Genomic DNA, 19815 nt, shown 5'->3' on the forward strand with positions numbered 1-19815 from the left:
CGGCGGGCGAAAGGCCGGGCTGTGCCTATTACGTCTGGAATAAAAAATGACGCTCCAGCAGCGCGCGCGTGAAGTTCTTTTTTAGATAAAAACCGCGTGGCAGGGTCAGAATTGGCTCACCATTCGCGCCAATGGCTTCGGTTAGCGCTTTCGCATTGGCGGCTTTTGGGCGTAGCTGTAACACTTCCCCATGGCGGGCGGTGATGCGTTCGACGTGGCCCAGCACAATCATGTCCATCAATTCTTCCCAATCGAGGCGTAGCTGGTTATCTTCTTCTTCATTCGGACTCCATAACAGCGGGGATCCTACGCGACGTTGGGCTAACGGGATGCTGCGTTCCCCTTCCACCGGCACCCACAGCACACGTTTAAGTTTATGGCGGACATGGCTGGTTTCCCATGTTACGCCGGTATTGCCGGTTAATGGTGCTACGCAAACGAAGGTGGTTTCCAGCGGTCTGCCAAGACTGTCCACAGGGATCGTTTTCAGCTCTACGCCTAGCGCCGCAAAATCCTGCTCCGGCTTGCTGCCCGCGCTGGCGCCGAGCCAGATCTCCAGCAGTACGCCGATCCAGCCTTTGTCCCGTTTCAAATCGTTGGGGGTTACAATCCCCGCCATTGCCGCCAGCTCCCCTAACGTGTAGCCCGAAAGCCGCCGTGCCTGGGCAAGCAGCAGGGCTTCGGATTCAGGGGGAGAAAGCAGTGGCTGGAGTTCTGACATTGAGTTAACCCTTAGGCGAAAAAATGAGCAATGATTTTATACCGAGTGGACAGAGTTTATCTTTTTCCACAAGCTTTACTCAATTATATGATTTATATTGATTTTTAAATTTCATAATCAAGAGTTGCGCAACAACCGATGAGGTTTTCCAATTCTGGTCACTGACAATGAACAGGATCTTACACCATGTTATCCACAGAAAGATGGGATAACTGTGAAAAACCCCCACTACTGTTTCAATTTACAGCCTTGACGTGCGACGAAAATCGAATTTTCACACAAATTGTGCCTAACTTATTGGCACAATCTGTGGATAAAACCAACGCTGGTTGATCTTTCATCAGCTCGAGGATCGTATGCGTGATGTACATCACATTTCTGTGTGTTGGGTGACAGTATTTGCTTTTAACTCAATGAATATAGACGACTAATTTTTATATGTGACAAAGGTCATATTCAGACTGTTCCGGGTTTTCCCATAGTAATTCCGTACTTCTTCACAACTATATCCACAGAAAAGGTGAATAAAATCGCCTAACTCAGCCTACCTCTGTTTATAACTCAGTCCTTTGCTGTGAGTTATTCAATTGTTATTAGAGTCTCGTGTGCTTAACACAGTGGTTTACCGCCTCTCAGGAGTGTGAAACAATCGTTTATATATAAGGTTTATGTTGAGGTAGTCCGGTGATTGATGACGATGGCTACCGCCCGAATGTAGGAATAGTAATTTGTAACCGCCAGGGGCAGGTCATGTGGGCCCGGCGATTTGGTCAGCACTCCTGGCAATTCCCGCAAGGTGGGATAAACGCGGGAGAGACAGCAGAGCAGGCGATGTACCGGGAACTGTTTGAAGAAGTGGGCCTCAGTCGTAAAGATGTGCGGATCCTGGCTTCTACTCGTAACTGGTTGCGTTACAAGTTACCGAAACGTTTGGTGCGTTGGGACACGAAGCCGGTTTGTATCGGCCAGAAACAAAAATGGTTCCTTCTGCAATTGGTAAGCAGCGATGCTGAGATCAATATGCAAACCAGCAGCACGCCCGAGTTCGATGGCTGGCGTTGGGTGAGTTACTGGTATCCGGTTCGACAGGTAGTGTCATTTAAACGCGATGTCTATCGCAGGGTGATGAAAGAATTCGCAAGTGTTGTGATGGCGCTTCAGGAGAGTACCCCAAAGCCGCAAAGCGCACCTGCGTACAGACGTAAAAGAGGTTAAGCTACGCAAATTATGCTCACCCGCCTGCGCGAAATAGTCGAAAAGGTGGCCAGTGCTCCGCGTCTTAATGAGGCGCTGAATATTCTGGTTACCGACATCTGTCTTGCGATGGATACAGAGGTCTGTTCGGTTTATCTGGCCGATCACGACCGACGTTGTTATTACCTGATGGCGACCCGGGGACTCAAAAAACCACGCGGTCGCACCGTTGCGCTTGCGTTTGATGAAGGTATCGTTGGCCTGGTTGGCAGGCTGGCGGAACCAATTAACCTCGCCGATGCGCAAAAACACCCCAGCTTCAAATACATCCCTTCAGTAAAAGAAGAGCGATTCCGCGCCTTCTTAGGCGTGCCGATCATTCAGCGCCGCCAGCTATTGGGTGTGCTGGTGGTCCAGCAGCGTGAACTGCGCCAGTACGATGAAAGCGAAGAGTCATTCCTGGTGACACTCGCCACGCAAATGGCCGCCATTCTTTCTCAGTCGCAGCTCACCGCGTTGTTTGGTCAATACCGGCAAACGCGCATTCGTGCGTTGCCTGCCGCACCCGGCGTGGCGATTGCCGAAGGCTGGCAGGATGCCACGCTGCCGCTGATGGAGCAGGTGTATCAGGCGTCAACGCTGGATCCGGTACTAGAACGCGAACGACTGACTGAGGCGCTGGAAGAAGCCGCCAATGAATTCCGCCGCTACAGTAAGCGCTTTACGGCGGGAGCACAAAAAGAGACGGCGGCGATCTTCGATCTTTACTCGCACCTGCTTTCCGACACCCGTCTGCGCCGCGAGCTGTTTGCAGAAGTGGACAACGGTTCGGTGGCGGAGTGGGCGGTTAAAACGATTATCGAGAAGTTCGCTGAACAGTTTGCCGCCCTCAGTGATAACTATCTCAAAGAGCGGGCCGGGGATTTACGTGCGCTCGGCCAGCGTCTGCTGTTCCATCTTGACGATTCGATTCAGGGGCCAAATGCCTGGCCGGAACGTTTCGTGTTGGTGGCAGATGAGCTTTCCGCGACCACGCTGGCAGAGCTTCCGCAGGACCGACTAGTTGGTGTGGTGGTCAGAGACGGCGCTGCCAACTCCCATGCGGCAATTATGGTGCGCGCGCTGGGTATTCCGACTGTGATGGGGGCCGACATCCAGCCGTCGGTACTCCACCGCCGTACGCTGGTGGTGGACGGTTATCGCGGCGAGCTGCTGGTTGATCCTGAACCGGTTTTGATTCAGGAATATCAGCGACTTATCAGTGAAGAGATTGAACTCAGTCGCCTGGCAGAAGATGACGTTAACCAGCCAGCCCAGTTGAAAAGCGGCGAGCGCGTTAAGGTGATGCTCAACGCCGGGCTGAGTCCGGAACACGAGCAAAAACTGGGAAGCCGGATCGACGGCATCGGGCTGTATCGCACCGAAATTCCGTTCATGCTACAAAGCGGGTTTCCGTCAGAAGAAGAACAGGTTGCCCAGTATCAGGGCATGCTGCAAATGTTTAACGACAAGCCGGTGACTCTGCGTACGCTGGACGTCGGGGCTGATAAGCAACTGCCTTACATGCCCATCAGTGAAGAGAATCCGTGCCTTGGCTGGCGCGGGATCCGCATTACGCTCGATCAGCCGGAGATCTTTTTGATCCAGGTCCGCGCAATGCTGCGTGCCAACGCGGCAACCGGCAACCTGAGTATTTTGTTGCCGATGGTCACCAGTATTGATGAAGTTGACGAAGCGCGGCGCTTGATTGAGCGCGCCGGGCGCGAAGTGGAAGAGATGATCGGCTACGCGATCCCGAAACCGCGTATCGGCATCATGCTGGAAGTCCCGTCGATGGTCTTTATGCTGCCGCATCTGGCGAACAGGGTCGATTTTATCTCGGTGGGTACTAACGATCTGACCCAATATATTCTGGCGGTCGATCGTAACAATACGCGGGTCGCCAGCATTTATGACAGCCTGCATCCTGGGATGTTACGTGCGTTGGCGATGATTGCCCAGGAAGCCGAGAGAAGCGGCATCGATTTACGCCTGTGCGGCGAAATGGCGGGTGACCCAATGTGTGTGACCATTTTAATCGGTCTGGGTTTTCGCCACTTATCAATGAACGGTCGTTCTGTGGCACGAGTGAAATATCTGCTGCGCCACATCGATTTTGATGAAGCGCAAACGCTGGCACAGCGCAGCCTGGAAGCGCAACTGGCGACGGAAGTGCGCCATCAGGTGGCGGCATTTATGGAACGCCGCGGTATGGGCGGTTTGATTCGCGGGGGGCTGTAAGTCTGAATTGTCGGCCTGATCATCACTGTTTCATCTGGCATCCCTGTTGGTGTCTGGCTTAACTATACAGATCTTTTACATCTTCCCGGCATGCGTGGTGATCCCCTTGTGCTATCATTCGCACCTTCGGAGCGCCTGTATCATACAGGCGCGCTTATCAATTGCTGTCTGATTTCAGCGAAATAACAAGAACTTGTGGTGACAGATGACCAGTAGCTATCTGCATTTTCCGGAATTCGATCCGGTCATTTTCTCAATTGGACCCGTCGCACTTCACTGGTACGGCATGATGTATTTGGTGGGGTTTATTTTCGCGATGTGGCTGGCGACGCGCCGCGCTAATCGCCCAGGAAGTGGCTGGACCAAAAACGAAGTTGAAAACTTACTCTATGCAGGCTTCCTCGGGGTGTTCCTCGGTGGTCGTATCGGTTACGTACTGTTCTACAACTTCCCGCTGTTCCTTGATAATCCGCTGTATCTGTTCCGCGTCTGGGATGGCGGAATGTCATTCCACGGTGGTCTCATCGGTGTGATCCTGGTGATGATTATCTTCGCCAAACGCACCAAGCGTTCGTTCTTCCAGGTCTCTGACTTCATTGCTCCTTTGATTCCGTTTGGTCTGGGTGCGGGCCGACTGGGCAACTTTATCAACGGCGAACTGTGGGGACGCGTTGACCCGAACTTCTCATATAGCATGTTGTTCCCAGGGTCGCGTACCGAAGACATCTTACTGCTGCAAACCAACCCGCAGTGGCAATCTATTTTCGATACCTACGGTTCGCTGCCTCGTCACGCGTCTCAGCTTTATGAGATGGCGTTGGAAGGCGTGGTGCTGTTTATCATTCTTAACCTGTTCATTCGTAAACCGCGTCCGATGGGCTCGGTCTCCGGTCTGTTCCTGATTGGCTACGGCGCGTTTCGTATCATCGTTGAATTTTTCCGCCAGCCGGATCAGCAGTTTACCGGCGAATGGGTACAGTACATCAGCATGGGGCAGATCCTGTCTATCCCGATGATTGTCGCCGGTATCATTATGATGGTTTGGGCGTACCGCCGCAGCCCACAGCAACACGCTTCCTGAGGAATCATGAAACAGTATTTAGAACTGATGCAAAAAGTGCTGGATGAAGGCACACAGAAAAACGACCGTACCGGAACCGGAACGCTTTCCATTTTTGGTCATCAGATGCGTTTTAATCTGCAGGAAGGATTCCCGCTGGTTACCACTAAACGCTGCCATTTGCGCTCTATCATTCATGAACTGCTGTGGTTTTTGCAGGGCGACACTAACGTGGCCTACCTGCACGAAAACAACGTTTCTATCTGGGATGAGTGGGCAGATGAAAACGGCGATCTGGGCCCGGTCTATGGTAAACAGTGGCGCGCGTGGCCAACGCCAGATGGCCGCCATATTGATCAGATCACCACGGTGCTTAACCAGTTGAAGAATGATCCGGACTCTCGCCGTATTATCGTTTCTGCGTGGAACGTAGGCGAACTGGATAAGATGGCGCTGGCGCCGTGCCATGCGTTCTTCCAGTTCTATGTGGCAGACGGCAAGCTCTCCTGTCAGCTGTATCAGCGTTCGTGCGATGTGTTCCTCGGCCTGCCGTTTAACATTGCCAGCTATGCTTTGCTGGTCCATATGATGGCGCAGCAGTGCAACCTTGAAGTCGGTGATTTTGTCTGGACCGGCGGCGATACGCACCTGTACAGCAACCATATGGAGCAAACGCACCTGCAGCTCAGCCGCGAACCGCGTGCCTTGCCGAAGCTGGTCATCAAGCGTAAGCCTGACTCTATCTTCGACTATCGTTTCGATGATTTCGAGATTGAAGGTTACGATCCGCACCCTGGTATTAAAGCGCCGGTTGCTATCTAATCGACCGCTACCCTGCCACGACCGACGCCCTCGCGCGTCGGTTTTTTTTGCCCTGATTTCAGTTTTTCGACGCTGATTCCTGAAATTTTGCAATGCGCTGAAACGAAGAAAATATTCCCCGAAGCTCGCCGAATAACCCGAATTCCCCACTCGTGATTATTTTCCTTATCGCCATACTGACGGCATGAAAAAACAACAGGGCTATACGCTAATTGAAACGCTGGTGGCAATGCTCATCATCGTCACGCTAAGCGCGTCAGGGCTATATGGCTGGCAACGCTGGCAGCAACAGCAACGATTGTGGCAAACCGTCGTTCAGGTGCAGGACTACCTGCTGCAACTGCGCGAGGATGCCAACTGGCATAACCGTGACCATGTCATCGGCGTTATCAGAGAGGGAACGTCATGGTGTCTGGTCAGCTCTGCTGCGGCTCAAAATACCTGTAAGCCCGCTTCTGCGTTGGTGTTAATCCCGCGCTGGGATGATGTTGAGATGGCAGACATCACGCCATCGCTGGCCTTTTTTGGCCTGCGCAACACCGCATGGGCTGGACATATTGGCCTAAAAAATGCCGCGGGTGAACGGTGGGTGGTGATATCGAACTGGGGGCGAATTCGGCTTTGTGAGCGTGATGAGGCAGATGTATGTCGGTAAACGAACGCGGTTTTTCATTGCTGGAGGTGCTGATCGCAATGGCTATCAGCAGCGTTTTGCTACTGGGGGCTGCGCGCTTTTTACCGGCGCTTCAGCACGATATATTGCTCAACACGCGCCAGTTAGCCCTTGAAGATGAACTCTGGCAGCGAGCCTATACGGTGGCTAAACATCTCCAGCGGGCAGGGTACTGTCACGGAAACTGTAGCGGTGAAGGGCTGGTGATATCGGGACACGGTGATTGCGTAATTGCGCGTTGGGACGCTAACGGTAACGGCATTTGGGAGACAACCCCAGCTAAAGACGCGGACCAGATAGGTTTTCGTTTACAAGACCAGGTGCTGGAAACCTTGCGTGGTGCGACATCCTGCGATGGAAAGGGCTGGGATAAAATGACCGATCCTGACACTGTTCTGATTGAGACATTTCAGGTTGAACGCCAGAACATCAGCGGATTTGCGCCCATCCTGACCTTGCGTCTGCGCGGAGCCAGCAAAAGTGCGCCACAAAAGGTTATTGAAGCGCGCTATAGCGTGACGGGGTTTAACCTGTGAACCGGGAACGCGGCGTATCGTCCCTGGCGATGGTGCTTTTGCTTCTGCTGCTCGGCGGTCTGCTGCTCCAGGGGCTTAGCCAACAGGAAGCCAGTTTTGCTTCGCGCGTTGCTACGGAAAGTCAGGCTTTGCAGCACCAGGCTGTGGTGCAATCCGCCATGGAATGGGGACGTATGCAGTCCTGGCAACGGCAACCGGCCGTGCAATGCCGGCGTGATTCAACCGCGAATGTAGCCGTTTGTCTGCGATGGTATGGCGAGGATAACGTGTTGCTTATTACCGACTATGAAGGGATGTCACTATGGCGGCAGGGCGAGGTTATCGATGGCAATATTGTATTTTCCGCACGTGGCTGGAGCGATTTCTGCCCGCTAAGAGAGGCAGCACTGTGCCTGCTACCCTGAACCGGCAACGCGGTTTTAGCCTGCCAGAAGTGATGCTGGCAATGGTGCTTATGGTCATGATTGTGACCGCATTGTCGGGGTATCAAAGGGTATTAATGAACAGTTTCCTCATCAGAAGTCAGTACCAGCAGCTGTGGCGTTATGCGTGGATGCAAACCCAAATGACGGCATTTCCGTCGCCGTTAAACTGGCAGGTAAACCGAATGCAGACAACGCGGGCGGGATGTGTCAGCATCAACGTCAAACTTTCTTCACCCTTGGGCAGGCAAGGTCAAATGACGCGTCTGCACTGCCCAAACAGTCAGTAGTCAGGAGCCGCTATGTTAAGGGTCTACCACTCCAATCGTCTGGATGTGCTGGAAGCGTTAATGGAATATATCGTTGAGCGCGACCGGCTCATCGATCCCTTTGAACCTGAAATGATCCTGGTTCAAAGTACCGGCATGGCGCAATGGCTACAAATGACCCTGGCACAGAAGTTCGGCATTGCCGCCAATATTGACTTCCCGCTACCTGCGAGTTTTATCTGGGATATGTTTGTGCGGGTACTGCCTGATATCCCAAAAGAAAGTGCGTTCAGCAAGCAGAGTATGAGCTGGAAGCTGATGACGCTGCTGCCGCAGTTGCTGGATGACGAGGCGTTCACGTTGCTGCGCCAGTATCTGACAGACGATACCGACAAGCGTAAGCTGTTTCAGCTCTCCTCACGTGCCGCTGACCTGTTTGACCAGTACTTAGTCTACCGTCCTGACTGGTTGACGCAGTGGGAGTCGGGGAAACAGGTTGAAGGATTGGGGGAGTCTCAGGCCTGGCAGGCACCATTGTGGAAAGCGTTGGTGGAATACACCGCAGAGCTGGGGCAAGAGCGCTGGCACCGCGCCAATTTATATCAGCGATTTATTCAGACCCTGGAAAATGCCTCAAGCTGTCCGCAGGGGCTGCCCGCTCGCGTCTTTATTTGCGGCATTTCCGCACTGCCGCCCGTGTATCTTCAGGCCCTGCAGGCGCTGGGGAAGCATATTGAAATTCATCTGCTGTTTACTAATCCATGTCGTTACTACTGGGGTGATATTAAAGACCCCGCGTATCTGGCAAAGCTGCTGGCACGTCAGCGTCGGCATAGCTTTGAAGAACGTCATCTGCCGCTGTTTCGTGATAGCCAGAATGCTGAAGAGTTGTTTAACAGCGACGGCGAACAGGATGTCAGTAACCCGCTGCTGGCCTCGTGGGGCAAACTGGGGCGAGACTATATTTACCTGCTTTCCGAACTGGAAAACAGCCAGGAGCTGGATGCGTTTGTGGATATCATGCCTGACAATCTTTTGCATAACATTCAGTCGGATATCCTTGAACTGGAAAGCCGGGCCGTGGCGGGCGTTAATCTGGAGGAGTATTCGCGCAGCGATAATAAGCGCTTACTTGAGCCGAATGACACCAGCGTAACGTTTCATGTCTGCCACAGCCCACAGCGTGAGGTGGAAATTCTTCATGACCGCCTGCTGGCGATGCTGGCGGCGGACCCAACGCTGACGCCGCGCGATATCATCGTCATGGTGGCGGATATCGACAGCTATAGCCCCTTTATTCAGGCTGTTTTTGGCAGCGCGCCGGCCGATCGCTATTTACCGTATGCCATTTCTGACCGTCGTGCGCGCCAGTCCCATCCGGTTTTACAGGCGTTTATTAGCCTGCTGTCGCTGCCGGACAGCCGCTTTGTCTCCGAGGATGTGCTGGCGTTACTCGATGTTCCCGTGCTGGCGGCGCGCTTCAACATCAACGAAGAAGGGCTGCGCTATCTCCGCTTATGGGTGAATGAGTCAGGCATTCGCTGGGGCATTGACGATGACAACGTGCGCGAACTGGAACTGCCGCCGACAGGCCAACACACCTGGCAATTTGGTTTGACGCGAATGCTGTTGGGCTATGCGATGGAAAGTGCGCAGGGGGAGTGGCAATCCGTACTGCCGTATGATGAGTCCAGCGGTTTGATCGCCGAACTGGTGGGGCATCTGGCTTCGCTGTTGATGAAACTGAATCTCTGGCGTCGGGGTCTGGCGCAGGAACGTCCGCTGGAAGAGTGGTTGCCTGTTTGCAACGACATGCTTAATGATTTCTTCCTGCCGGATGTGGATACCGAAGCGGCAATGACGCTGATTAAAGATCAGTGGCAGGCCATTATCGCTGAAGGTCTGGGGGCTAAATACGGCGAGGCCGTGCCGCTTTCGCTGTTACGCGATGAGCTGGCACAACGGCTCGATCAGGAACGCATTAGCCAGCGCTTCCTCGCAGGTCCGGTCAATATCTGTACCCTGATGCCGATGCGATCGATTCCTTTCAAGGTAGTGTGTCTGCTGGGCATGAACGACGGCGTTTATCCGCGCCAGCTTGCGCCTCTGGGTTTCGATCTGATGAGCCAAAAGCCGATGCGTGGTGACCGAAGCCGCCGCGATGATGACCGCTATCTGTTTCTGGAAGCCCTGATTTCGGCGCAGCAAACGCTCTACATCAGCTACATTGGTCGTTCAATCCAGGACAACAGCGAACGCTTTCCGTCGGTGCTGGTACAAGAGTTGCTGGACTACATTGGGCAAAGCCACTATTTGCCGGGTGATGAAGCGCTCACCTGTGATGAAAGCGAGGCCCGGGTAAAAGCGCACATAACCCGTTTGCATACCCGCATGCCTTTTGACGCACAAAACTATCTGCCGGGAGAGCAGCAAAGTTATGCCCGGGAGTGGCTGCCCGCGGCGAGCCTGACAGGCAAAGCACACACTGATTTTGTGCAACCACTGCCATATGTCATGCCTGAAATCCTGACACTAGAGACGCTGCAGAGATTTTGGGCACACCCGGTGCGGGCTTTTTTCCAGATGCGGCTACAGGTGAACTTCCGCTCTGAAGAGAGTGATATTCCGGAGACAGAACCCTTTATCCTTGAAGGATTAACCCGCTATCAGCTTAATCAGCAGCTGCTTAACACGCTGGTTGAAGAGCATGATGCGGAGCGTTTGTTCCGTCACTTCCGTGCGGCAGGCTCGCTGCCTTACGGGGCATTTGGCGAAATCCTGTGGGATGCCCAGCGCCAGGAAATGCAGTCGCTGGCCGAGCGTATTATCGCTTGTCGCCAGCCGGGTCAGAGTATGGAGATCGATCTCAACTGCAACGGCGTGCAAATCACCGGGTGGCTACCGCAGGTTCAGCAGGACGGTTTGTTGCGCTGGCGCCCATCTTTGTTAAGCGTTTCTCAGGGCGTGCAACTTTGGCTGGAACATCTTGTCTATTGTGCCAGTGGTGGAACGGGTGAGAGCCGGCTGTTCCTGCGTAAAGATGCAGAGTGGCGTTTTCCTCCACTGGATGCCGAGCAGGCAATGCGCTACCTGGCGCAGCTTGTTGACGGGTATCGCGAGGGCATGTCATCGCCGTTGCTGGTGCTACCGGAAAGCGGTGGGGCATGGATAAAAACCTGTTATGACGCCGCAAATGATGCCATGTTAGAGGACGACGACACGCGGCAAAAAGCGCGTAGTAAGTTTTTGCAGGCCTATGAAGGCAACATGATGGTACGCGGTGAGGGTGACGATATCTGGTATCAACGCCTGTGGCGTCAGCTGGAGCCGGATACGCTGGAGGCCATCGTGGCGCAGTCTCAGCGCTTTTTGTTACCGTTATTTCGCTTTAATCAGTCATGATGATTGTATAAAAATTGCGCAATTCGATGGCTTCCTCTATGATGCGCTTTCTGTCACGGACTGATTCTTACACATAAGATGCTGACTCGTTCAGCACAAAGTCTTGCCCTGTTCAGACCCCGCCTTTCTGCGTGGTTTGCTGTGAACAGGTGAATACGTTAATGATGAGGTTTGTGAATGCCCCGCAGCACCTGGTTTTGCGCAATACTGTTGTTCGTCGCCCTTTGGGCGCCCGTAAGTCAGGCAGATACCGGTTGGCAGCCCTTAGCTGAAACCATCCGTAAAAGCGATAAAGATACCCGCCAGTATCAGGCCGTGCGCCTGGACAACGGCATGGTCGTGTTGCTGGTATCCGATCCCCAGGCCGTGAAATCCCTTTCCGCACTGGTGGTGCCCGTTGGGTCTCTGGAAGATCCCGACGATCATCAGGGGCTGGCGCATTACCTCGAACACATGTGCCTGATGGGCTCGAAAAAATACCCGCAGCCGGATAGCTTAGCGGAATTCCTTAAAATGCACGGCGGCAGCCACAATGCCAGCACGGCGCCTTATCGCACGGCTTTCTATCTTGAAGTTGAAAACGACGCGCTGCTCGGGGCGGTGGATCGTCTGGCGGACGCCATTGCCGAACCGTTGCTGGATAAAAAATATGCCGATCGCGAGCGTAATGCCGTTAACTCTGAGCTGACGCTGGCGCGTACCCGTGACGGTATGCGTATGGCGCAGGTGAGTGCCGAGACCATCAACCCGGCGCACCCGGGCTCGCGCTTCTCCGGCGGTAACCTGCAAACGCTGAGCGACAAGCCGGGTAATCCGGTGCTGCAGGCTTTACAGACGTTTCATGAAAAGTACTACTCGGCAAACGTGATGAAGGCGGTAGTTTACAGCAATAAACCGCTGCCAGAACTGGCGCGGATAGCCGCTGATACCTTCGGACGGGTGCCGAACAAAAATATCGAAAAGCCGGAAATCACCGTCCCGGTAGTTACCGACGCGCAAAAGGGCATCATAATCCACTATGTCCCGGCGATGCCGCGTAAAGTGCTGCGCATTGAGTTTCGTATTGATAACAATAGCGCACAGTTTCGCAGTAAAACCGATGAGCTGGTGACGTACCTGATTGGCAACCGCAGCCCAGGTACCTTGTCTGACTGGCTGCAAAAGCAGGGATTAGTGGAAGGCATCCGTGCGGACTCTGACCCGGTGGTCAACGGTAACAGCGGTGTATTAGCCATTTCCGCGACCTTAACCGACAAAGGCCTGGCGAATCGCGATGAAGTGGTCGCGGCCATCTTTAGCTATCTCAACCTGTTACGCGATAAAGGCGTCGATAAACGTTATTTCGACGAACTGGCGCACGTGCTGGATCTCGACTTCCGCTATCCGTCCATCACCCGTGATATGGACTATGTGGAATGGCTGGCAGATACCATGATCCGCGTTCCGGTAGAACATACGCTGGATGCGGTAAATATTGCCGACCAGTACGATGCGAAAGCCGTGCAGCAGCGTCTGGCGATGATGACGCCGCAGAACGCGCGTATTTGGTACATCAGCCCGAAAGAGCCGCACAACAAAACCGCATACTTTGTTGATGCGCCTTATCAGGTCGATAAAATAAGCGATAAAACCTTCGCTGACTGGCAGCAAAAAGCGCAGAGCATTGCGCTGTCTTTGCCGGAGTTAAACCCCTATATTCCTGACGATTTCACGCTGATTAAAGCGGATAAAAAATATGCGCGTCCGGATCTGATTGTCGATGAGCCGGATTTACGCGTGGTCTATGCGCCGAGCCAGTATTTTGCCACTGAGCCGAAGGCCGACGTCAGCGTGATCCTGCGTAACCCGAAGGCGATGGACAGTGCCAAAAACCAGGTGTTATTCGCGCTTAACGATTACCTGGCAGGCATTGCGCTTGACCAGTTGAGTAATCAGGCTGCGGTGGGCGGTATTGGCTTCTCGACCAACGCCAACAACGGTTTGATGCTCAACGCTAACGGTTATACGCAACGTTTACCGCAGCTTTTTCAGGCGCTGCTGAGCGGTTATTTCAGCTATACCTCTACGGAGGAACAACTGGAACAGGCGAAATCCTGGTACGCGCAGATGATGGACTCTGCGGAAAAAGGCAAAGCCTACGACCAGGCGATTATGCCGGTACAGATGCTTTCTCAGGTGCCGTACTTCTCGCGTGATGAGCGCCGTAAGTTGCTGCCTTCTATTACCTTAAATGAGGTGATGACCTACCGTGACACGTTAAAAGCCGGGGCGCGACCTGAATTCCTCGTGATTGGTAATATGAGCGAGGCGCAGGCGAAGACCATGGCGCGGGACATCCAGAAACAGCTGGGTGCTAACGGCTCGGAGTGGTGTCGTAACAAAGATGTGGTGGTGGACAAAAAGCAGTCCGTTATCTTTGAAAAAGCGGGCAGCAGTACAGACTCCGCGCTGGCGGCGGTATTTGTCCCCACCGGCTACGATGAATACACCAGCTCAGCCTACAGCGCCATGTTAGGACAGATTGTGCAGCCGTGGTTCTACAATCAGCTGCGTACCGAAGAGCAGTTGGGATATGCCGTATTTGCCTTCCCGATGAGCGTAGGCCGTCAGTGGGGGATGGGCTTCCTGCTGCAAAGCAGTGACAAGCAGCCGTCTTATTTGTGGGACCGCTACAAAGCATTTTTCCCCACGGCGGAAGCGAAGCTGCGGGCGATGAAAGCCGATGAGTTCGCGCAAATTCAGCAGGCTATCATTGCGCAAATGCTGCAGGCGCCGCAAACGTTAGGGGCAGAAGCTTCGCAGTTAAGCAAAGATTTCGATCGGGGTAATATGCGCTTCGATTCACGTGATAAAATCGTGGCTCAGATTAAACTGCTGACGCCGCAAAAGCTTGCCGATTTCTTCCATCAGGCGGTGGTTGAGCCGCAAGGCATGGCGATACTGTCACAGGTTTCCGGCAGTCAGAACGGGAAAGCAGACTATGTGCACCCGGAAGGCTGGAAAGTGTGGCAGACCGTCAGCGCGTTGCAGCAAACCTTACCCCTGATGAGTGAAAAGAATGAATGATGCCGCTGAGTCCCTTGATCCACTCCGTTTGCCCCTGACGGGCGAGCGTCTGATTGAAGCCTCCGCAGGCACCGGTAAAACCTTTACCATCGCCGCCCTGTATTTACGTTTACTGCTTGGACTGGGCGGCTCTGCCGCCTTTCCCCGTCCGCTGACCGTCGAAGAGCTATTAGTGGTCACCTTTACGGAGGCGGCTACTGAAGAACTGCGTGGACGTATTCGTAGCAACATCCATGAACTGCGCATTGCCTGCCTGCGTGAAACCACCGAAAACCCGCTGTACGTCCGTCTGTTAGATGAAATTGCCGATAAAAAGCAGGCCGCGCAGTGGCTGCTGCTGGCTGAACGACAGATGGATGAAGCGGCGGTGTTTACCATCCACGGTTTTTGTCAGCGCATGCTCAGTCTCAATGCCTTTGAGTCCGGCATGTTGTTTGAACAACAGCTGATTGAAGATGAATCACTGCTGCGTTATCAGGCCTGCGCGGACTTTTGGCGTCGGCATTGCTACCCACTGTCTCGCGATATTGCGCAGGTGGTTTTTGAAACGTGGAAAGGGCCGCAGGCGCTGTTGAGGGATATCGATCGCTACTTGCAAGGGGAAGCGCCGGTCATTAAAGCGCCGCCGTCAGCAGATGAAACGCTGGCATCCCGACACGAAAAAATCCTCGCACGCATCAACCAAATCAAGCAGCAATGGTGCGATTCGGTTGATGAGCTGGACGGATTGCTGGAAGCCTCGGGGATCGACAGACGTAAATTTAACCGGGGTAATCAGGGCAAGTGGATTGAGAAGATAAGCGCCTGGGCGCAGGAAGAAACGCAAAGTTATCAGTTGCCGGATGCCCTGGAAAAATTCTCCCAGCGTTTTCTGGAAGAACGTACCAAAGCGGGCGGCATCACGCCACAGCATCCGCTCTTTGTTGCCATTGATGAACTGCTCGCTGAGCCGCTGACCATTCGCGATTTGGTGATCACACGGGCACTGGCGGAGATCCGCGAAACGGTGGCTGCAGAAAAACGTCGACGCGGTGAGCTGGGTTTTGACGATATGCTCAGTCGTCTCGATGCGGCGCTGCGCAGTGAAAGCGGCGACGCACTGGCGACAGCCATCCGTAGCCGTTTTCCGGTGGCAATGATTGATGAATTCCAGGACACCGATCCGCAGCAATATCGCATTTTCCGCCGTATCTGGCAGCATCAGCCGGATACGGCCCTGCTGCTGATTGGCGACCCGAAACAGGCGATTTACGCGTTTCGCGGCGCGGATATTTTTACCTATATGAAGGCGCGCAGCGAAGTGAGCGCGCACTACACGCTCGACACCAACTGGCGCTCGGCGCCTGGCATGGTTAATGGTGTGAATACGCTGTTTAGCCAGATGACCGACGCCTTTATGTTCCGCGAAATCCCCTTTAGTCCGGTGAAATCCGCCGAAAAAAATCAGTCGTTGCGGTTTGTCCTGAACGGTGAAACACAGCCAGCGATCAACATGTGGTTGATGGACGGGGAAAGTTGCGGTGTCGGTGACTATCAGAATTACATGGCCCGGGTTTGTGCAACGCAAATTCGTGACTGGCTGAAAGCCGGACACGCGGGCAAGGCGCTTCTGACGAGCGCTAAAACATCACGACCGGTACGCGCGTCGGATATCAGCGTGCTGGTGCGCAGTCGCCAGGAGGCAGCGCTCATCCGCGATGCGCTGACGCAACTGGCGATCCCGTCGGTCTATCTTTCCAACCGTGACAGCGTCTTTGATACCCTCGAAGCGCAGGAACTGCTGTGGGTATTGCAGGCGGTGATGACGCCGGAGCGTGAAAATACGCTGCGTAGCGCACTGGCAACGTCGATGATGGGGCTGAATGCGCAGGATATCGAAACGCTCAATAATGATGAGCATGCCTGGGATGCGGTAGTCGAGGAGTTTGACGGCTACCGTCAGCTCTGGCACAAGCGCGGCGTGATGCCGATGCTTCGCGCGCTGATGTCGGCGCGTCAGATTGCGGAAAACCTGCTGGCAACGGCGGGAGGCGAGCGTCGCCTGACTGATATTTTACACATCAGCGAGCTGTTACAGGAAGCCGGTTCGCAGTTGGAAAGCGAGCATGCGCTGGTGCGCTGGTTATCCCAGCATATTCTTGAGCCGGACAGCAATGCATCCAGCCAGCAGCTCAGGCTGGAAAGCGATAAGCACCTGGTCAAAATCGTCACTATTCACAAATCGAAAGGGCTGGAATACCCGCTGGTCTGGCTGCCTTTCATCACTCATTTTCGCGTGCAGGATCAGGCGTTCTATCACGATCGCCGTTCGTTTGAAGCGGTGCTGGATCTCAGCCAGGCTGATGAGAGCATCGAGCTGGCTGAGGTTGAACGTCTGGCGGAAGACCTGCGTCTGCTCTACGTCGCGCTGACCCGTTCGGTATGGCACTGCAGCCTTGGCGTTGCGCCGTTGGTACGCCGCCGGGGAGATAAAAAAGGTGACACCGATGTGCATCAAAGCGCGCTGGGCCGTCTGTTGCAAAAAGGCGAGCCGATGGACGCTGCCGGACTGCGCGCCGCCATTGATGCGCTTTGTAGTGACGATATTGCCTGTCGGGTCCCTGATGAACCGGACACCGAACGCTGGCTTTCTGCTGAAGAAAGCCGCGAACCGTTGAGCGCGCGGACGCTGCCGCGCCTGCCAGGCGATAACTGGCGCGTTACCAGTTATTCCGGCCTGCAACAGCGCGGGCACGGTATCGCGCAGGATCTGATCCCCCGGCTGGACGTTGATGCGGCGGGCGTCGGTGAAGCGATTGTGGAATCCGGACTCACGCCGCACCAGTTCCCGCGTGGGGCGTCACCGGGCACATTTTTGCATAGCCTGTTTGAAGCGCTTGATTTTACCCAGCCGGTGGACCCGCTTTGGGTGCAGGAACAACTCGCGCTTGGCGGCTATGACGCACATTGGGCACCGGTTCTGACCCCGTGGCTGGAGGCTATTTTGTATGCGCCGCTCAACGAAACTGGCGTGAGCCTGAGCGCACTTTCAGCGCATGAAAAACAGGTGGAGATGGAGTTTTATCTGCCGATTTCGCAGCCGCTGATTGCCAGCCAACTGGATGCGTTGATCCGTCAGTATGACCCGCTCTCGGCGGGCTGTCCTCCGCTGGACTTTATGCAGGTACGCGGCATGCTGAAAGGGTTTATCGACCTGGTGTTCCGTCATCAGGGGCGTTATTACCTGCTCGACTACAAGTCTAACTGGCTGGGTGAAGACAGTACGGCGTACACCCAGCAGGCGATGGTCGCTGCTATGCAGGCACATCGCTATGATCTGCAATATCAGCTTTATACCCTGGCACTGCACCGCTATTTACGTCATCGCATTGCAGACTACGACTATGAACGTCATTTTGGCGGCGTCATCTACCTCTTCCTGCGCGGCGTTGACAGCGAACAACCGCAGCAGGGGATTTACGCGACCCGACCTGACGCAGAATTGGTTACCTTGATGGACGAGATGTTTGCCGGTGCGACACTGGAGGAGACGTTATGACAATCCAAACGCGATTACTGGAGGCGGTAGAGCAAAAGCAGCTCCGGGCGCTGGATGCCCAGTTTGCGCTGGCGGTTGCCGGTAACGATAACCCTGCGGTCACGCTGGCAGCGGCGCTACTCAGTCGTGAAGCGGGTGAGGGACACGTCTGTTTACCGCTTTCCCGTTTATCCTTAAGCGAAGACGCCCATCCTCTGCTGAGCGCATGGCTAGGCGAAGCAGGTGAACCAGCAGACTGGACTGAATGCCTGCTGGCCTCCGTGGCGGTGAGTCGCGGCGAGCGTCCCACTCCGTTGGTGCTGTACGGCGATCGCCTGTACCTGAACCGGATGTGGAATAACGAACGTACGGTCGCCCGCTTTTTCAGTGAAGTTAACCAGGCCATCGACGTCGATGAGTCGCGGCTGGCCCAGACGCTGGAGACGCTTTTTCCGCGAACAGAAGAGGGCGTTAACTGGCAAAAAGTGGCGGCGGCCGTGGCGCTGACTCGCCGTATATCGGTGATCTCCGGCGGACCGGGCACCGGTAAAACCACCACGGTTGCGAGGCTGCTGGCGGCATTGATTCAGATGACCGACGGCGAGCGCTGTCGTATTCGCCTGGCGGCACCGACGGGAAAAGCGGCGGCACGTCTGACCGCATCGCTGGGCGCGGCACTGCGTGAGCTGCCGCTGACCGATGAGCAAAAGAAACGCATTCCGGATGATGCCAGTACGTTGCATCGGCTGTTGGGTGCGCAGCCCGGCAGCCAGCGCCTGCGCCATCATGCGGGCAACCCCCTGCATCTTGATGTGCTGGTGGTGGATGAAGCCTCGATGATTGATTTGCCCATGATGTCACGCCTGATTGATGCGCTACCGCCGCACGGGCGGGTGATTTTTCTTGGCGATCGCGACCAGCTGGCGTCCGTTGAGGCGGGCGCGGTGCTGGGGGATATCTGTGCCTTTGTGAATGCCGGGTTTACCCCCGAACGCGCAAAACAGCTGAGTCGGCTGACCGGCAGCACCATTCCGGCGGGCGTGGGCACCCAGGCCGCCTCTTTGCGGGACAGCCTCTGTCTGCTACAAAAAAGCTACCGTTTCGGCAGTGATTCCGGTATCGGCCAGCTGGCGTCGGCGATTAATCGCGGTGATAAAGCCGCGCTGAAAACGGTATTCCAGCAGGGATTTAGCGATATTGAAAAACGCACCCTGCGCAGCGGGGAAGACTATGTCGCTATGCTTGAAGAGGCGTTAGCCGGATATGGCCGCTACCTGACGTTGTTGCGCGAAGGCGCAGAGCCGGGGGCTGTCATTCAGGCATTTAATGAATATCAGCTGCTGTGCGCCCTGCGAGAAGGGCCATTCGGCGTAAGCGGACTGAATGAACGCCTTGAACAGGTGATGGTGCAAAAACGTAAAATCCAGCGTTCCGCGCATACCCGCTGGTACGAGGGGCGACCGGTAATGATTGCGCGTAATGACAGTTCGCTGGGGCTGTTTAACGGAGATATCGGTATTGCGCTCGATCGTGGGCAGGGGCTGCGGGTATGGTTCGCTTTGCCGGATGGGTCCATCAAGTCGGTGCAGCCCAGCCGTTTGCCGGAACATGAAACCACCTGGGCGATGACGGTGCACAAATCGCAAGGGTCTGAATTTGATCATGCGGCGTTGATTTTGCCTAGCCAGCACTCGCCCGTTGTCACCCGCGAACTGGTATATACCGCCATTACCCGCGCGCGCCGCCGCCTGTCGTTGTACGCCGATGAGCGGATATTAACTGCGGCTGTTGCTATTCGCACGGAACGTCGCAGCGGGCTGTCTGCGCTGTTTAATGACGGCATTACAGAGTAG

General features: G+C 54.7%; 13 protein-coding genes. 12 read left to right on the forward strand and 1 reads right to left on the reverse strand.

The window, feature by feature from the left end; genetic code table 11:
* Nucleotides 1-28 precede the first annotated feature (28 nt).
* Nucleotides 29-721, reverse strand: coding sequence for a DNA mismatch repair endonuclease MutH (gene mutH / locus IB214_RS04280; protein ID WP_117343820.1), 693 nt, complete (start codon nucleotides 719-721; stop codon nucleotides 29-31).
* Between the two features lie 684 nt (nucleotides 722-1405).
* Between mutH and rppH the strand changes: the two genes are divergently transcribed.
* The 12 genes from rppH to recD all read left to right on the forward strand — a co-directional run bounded on the left by rppH (nucleotide 1406) and on the right by recD (nucleotide 19815).
* Nucleotides 1406-1936: an RNA pyrophosphohydrolase gene (rppH, locus tag IB214_RS04285; RefSeq protein ID WP_003825602.1), complete on the forward strand. Its 531-nt coding sequence runs from the start codon at nucleotides 1406-1408 to the stop codon at nucleotides 1934-1936.
* A 12-nt stretch (nucleotides 1937-1948) separates the two neighbouring features.
* The gene (gene ptsP, locus IB214_RS04290; protein WP_115257570.1) at nucleotides 1949-4195 is read left to right on the forward strand and encodes a phosphoenolpyruvate--protein phosphotransferase; all 2247 of its coding nucleotides are present in this window, start codon (nucleotides 1949-1951) and stop codon (nucleotides 4193-4195) included.
* A 205-nt stretch (nucleotides 4196-4400) separates the two neighbouring features.
* Nucleotides 4401-5276, forward strand: coding sequence for a prolipoprotein diacylglyceryl transferase (gene lgt, locus IB214_RS04295; RefSeq protein ID WP_115257571.1), 876 nt, complete (start codon nucleotides 4401-4403; stop codon nucleotides 5274-5276).
* 6 nt (nucleotides 5277-5282) lie between these two features.
* Nucleotides 5283-6077, forward strand: coding sequence for a thymidylate synthase (gene thyA / locus IB214_RS04300; RefSeq protein ID WP_115257572.1), 795 nt, complete (start codon nucleotides 5283-5285; stop codon nucleotides 6075-6077).
* A 184-nt stretch (nucleotides 6078-6261) separates the two neighbouring features.
* Nucleotides 6262-6732: a prepilin peptidase-dependent protein gene (locus IB214_RS04305; RefSeq protein ID WP_117343821.1), complete on the forward strand. Its 471-nt coding sequence runs from the start codon at nucleotides 6262-6264 to the stop codon at nucleotides 6730-6732.
* Nucleotides 6723-7286, forward strand: coding sequence for a prepilin peptidase-dependent protein (locus tag IB214_RS04310; protein ID WP_117343822.1), 564 nt, complete (start codon nucleotides 6723-6725; stop codon nucleotides 7284-7286). The genes IB214_RS04305 and IB214_RS04310 overlap by 10 nt, the downstream gene beginning before the upstream one ends.
* Nucleotides 7283-7690 (forward strand): DUF2509 family protein, encoded by a 408-nt coding sequence (locus tag IB214_RS04315; protein WP_115257575.1) that lies wholly within the window; start codon nucleotides 7283-7285, stop codon nucleotides 7688-7690. Before IB214_RS04310 ends, IB214_RS04315 begins: the two co-directional genes overlap by 4 nt.
* Nucleotides 7675-7998 carry a prepilin-type N-terminal cleavage/methylation domain-containing protein gene (locus IB214_RS04320; RefSeq protein WP_117343823.1) on the forward strand — a complete coding sequence of 108 codons (324 nt, stop codon included), beginning with the start codon at nucleotides 7675-7677 and terminating at the stop codon, nucleotides 7996-7998. Before IB214_RS04315 ends, IB214_RS04320 begins: the two co-directional genes overlap by 16 nt.
* Nucleotides 7999-8010: 12 nt before the next feature.
* Nucleotides 8011-11379 carry an exodeoxyribonuclease V subunit gamma gene (gene recC / locus IB214_RS04325; RefSeq protein WP_117343824.1) on the forward strand — a complete coding sequence of 1123 codons (3369 nt, stop codon included), beginning with the start codon at nucleotides 8011-8013 and terminating at the stop codon, nucleotides 11377-11379.
* 177 nt (nucleotides 11380-11556) lie between these two features.
* Entirely contained in the window at nucleotides 11557-14445 is a 2889-nt protein-coding gene (ptrA, locus tag IB214_RS04330) for a pitrilysin (RefSeq protein WP_117343825.1), read from the forward strand.
* Nucleotides 14438-17983 carry an exodeoxyribonuclease V subunit beta gene (gene recB / locus IB214_RS04335; protein ID WP_117343826.1) on the forward strand — a complete coding sequence of 1182 codons (3546 nt, stop codon included), beginning with the start codon at nucleotides 14438-14440 and terminating at the stop codon, nucleotides 17981-17983. Before ptrA ends, recB begins: the two co-directional genes overlap by 8 nt.
* A complete protein-coding gene (gene recD, locus IB214_RS04340) occupies nucleotides 17980-19815 on the forward strand; it encodes an exodeoxyribonuclease V subunit alpha (RefSeq protein ID WP_117343827.1) in 1836 nt (611 codons plus the stop codon). Before recB ends, recD begins: the two co-directional genes overlap by 4 nt.

Origin of the sequence: Citrobacter sp. C1 (assembly GCF_014596895.2) — a bacterium.
Classification (GTDB): Bacteria; Pseudomonadota; Gammaproteobacteria; order Enterobacterales; family Enterobacteriaceae; genus Citrobacter; species Citrobacter gillenii.

What these genes read in the sequence shown, in the direction of transcription:
- mutH (WP_117343820.1), bottom strand. Translation starts at nt 721, where the DNA reads ATGTCAGAACTCCAGCCACTGCTTTCTCCCCCTGAATCCGAAGCCCTG.
- ptsP (WP_115257570.1), top strand. Translation starts at nt 1,949, where the DNA reads ATGCTCACCCGCCTGCGCGAAATAGTCGAAAAGGTGGCCAGTGCTCCG.
- lgt (WP_115257571.1), top strand. Translation starts at nt 4,401, where the DNA reads ATGACCAGTAGCTATCTGCATTTTCCGGAATTCGATCCGGTCATTTTC.
- thyA (WP_115257572.1), top strand. Translation starts at nt 5,283, where the DNA reads ATGAAACAGTATTTAGAACTGATGCAAAAAGTGCTGGATGAAGGCACA.
- IB214_RS04305 (WP_117343821.1), top strand. Translation starts at nt 6,262, where the DNA reads ATGAAAAAACAACAGGGCTATACGCTAATTGAAACGCTGGTGGCAATG.
- IB214_RS04310 (WP_117343822.1), top strand. Translation starts at nt 6,723, where the DNA reads ATGTCGGTAAACGAACGCGGTTTTTCATTGCTGGAGGTGCTGATCGCA.
- recC (WP_117343824.1), top strand. Translation starts at nt 8,011, where the DNA reads ATGTTAAGGGTCTACCACTCCAATCGTCTGGATGTGCTGGAAGCGTTA.
- ptrA (WP_117343825.1), top strand. Translation starts at nt 11,557, where the DNA reads ATGCCCCGCAGCACCTGGTTTTGCGCAATACTGTTGTTCGTCGCCCTT.
- recB (WP_117343826.1), top strand. Translation starts at nt 14,438, where the DNA reads ATGAATGATGCCGCTGAGTCCCTTGATCCACTCCGTTTGCCCCTGACG.
- recD (WP_117343827.1), top strand. Translation starts at nt 17,980, where the DNA reads ATGACAATCCAAACGCGATTACTGGAGGCGGTAGAGCAAAAGCAGCTC.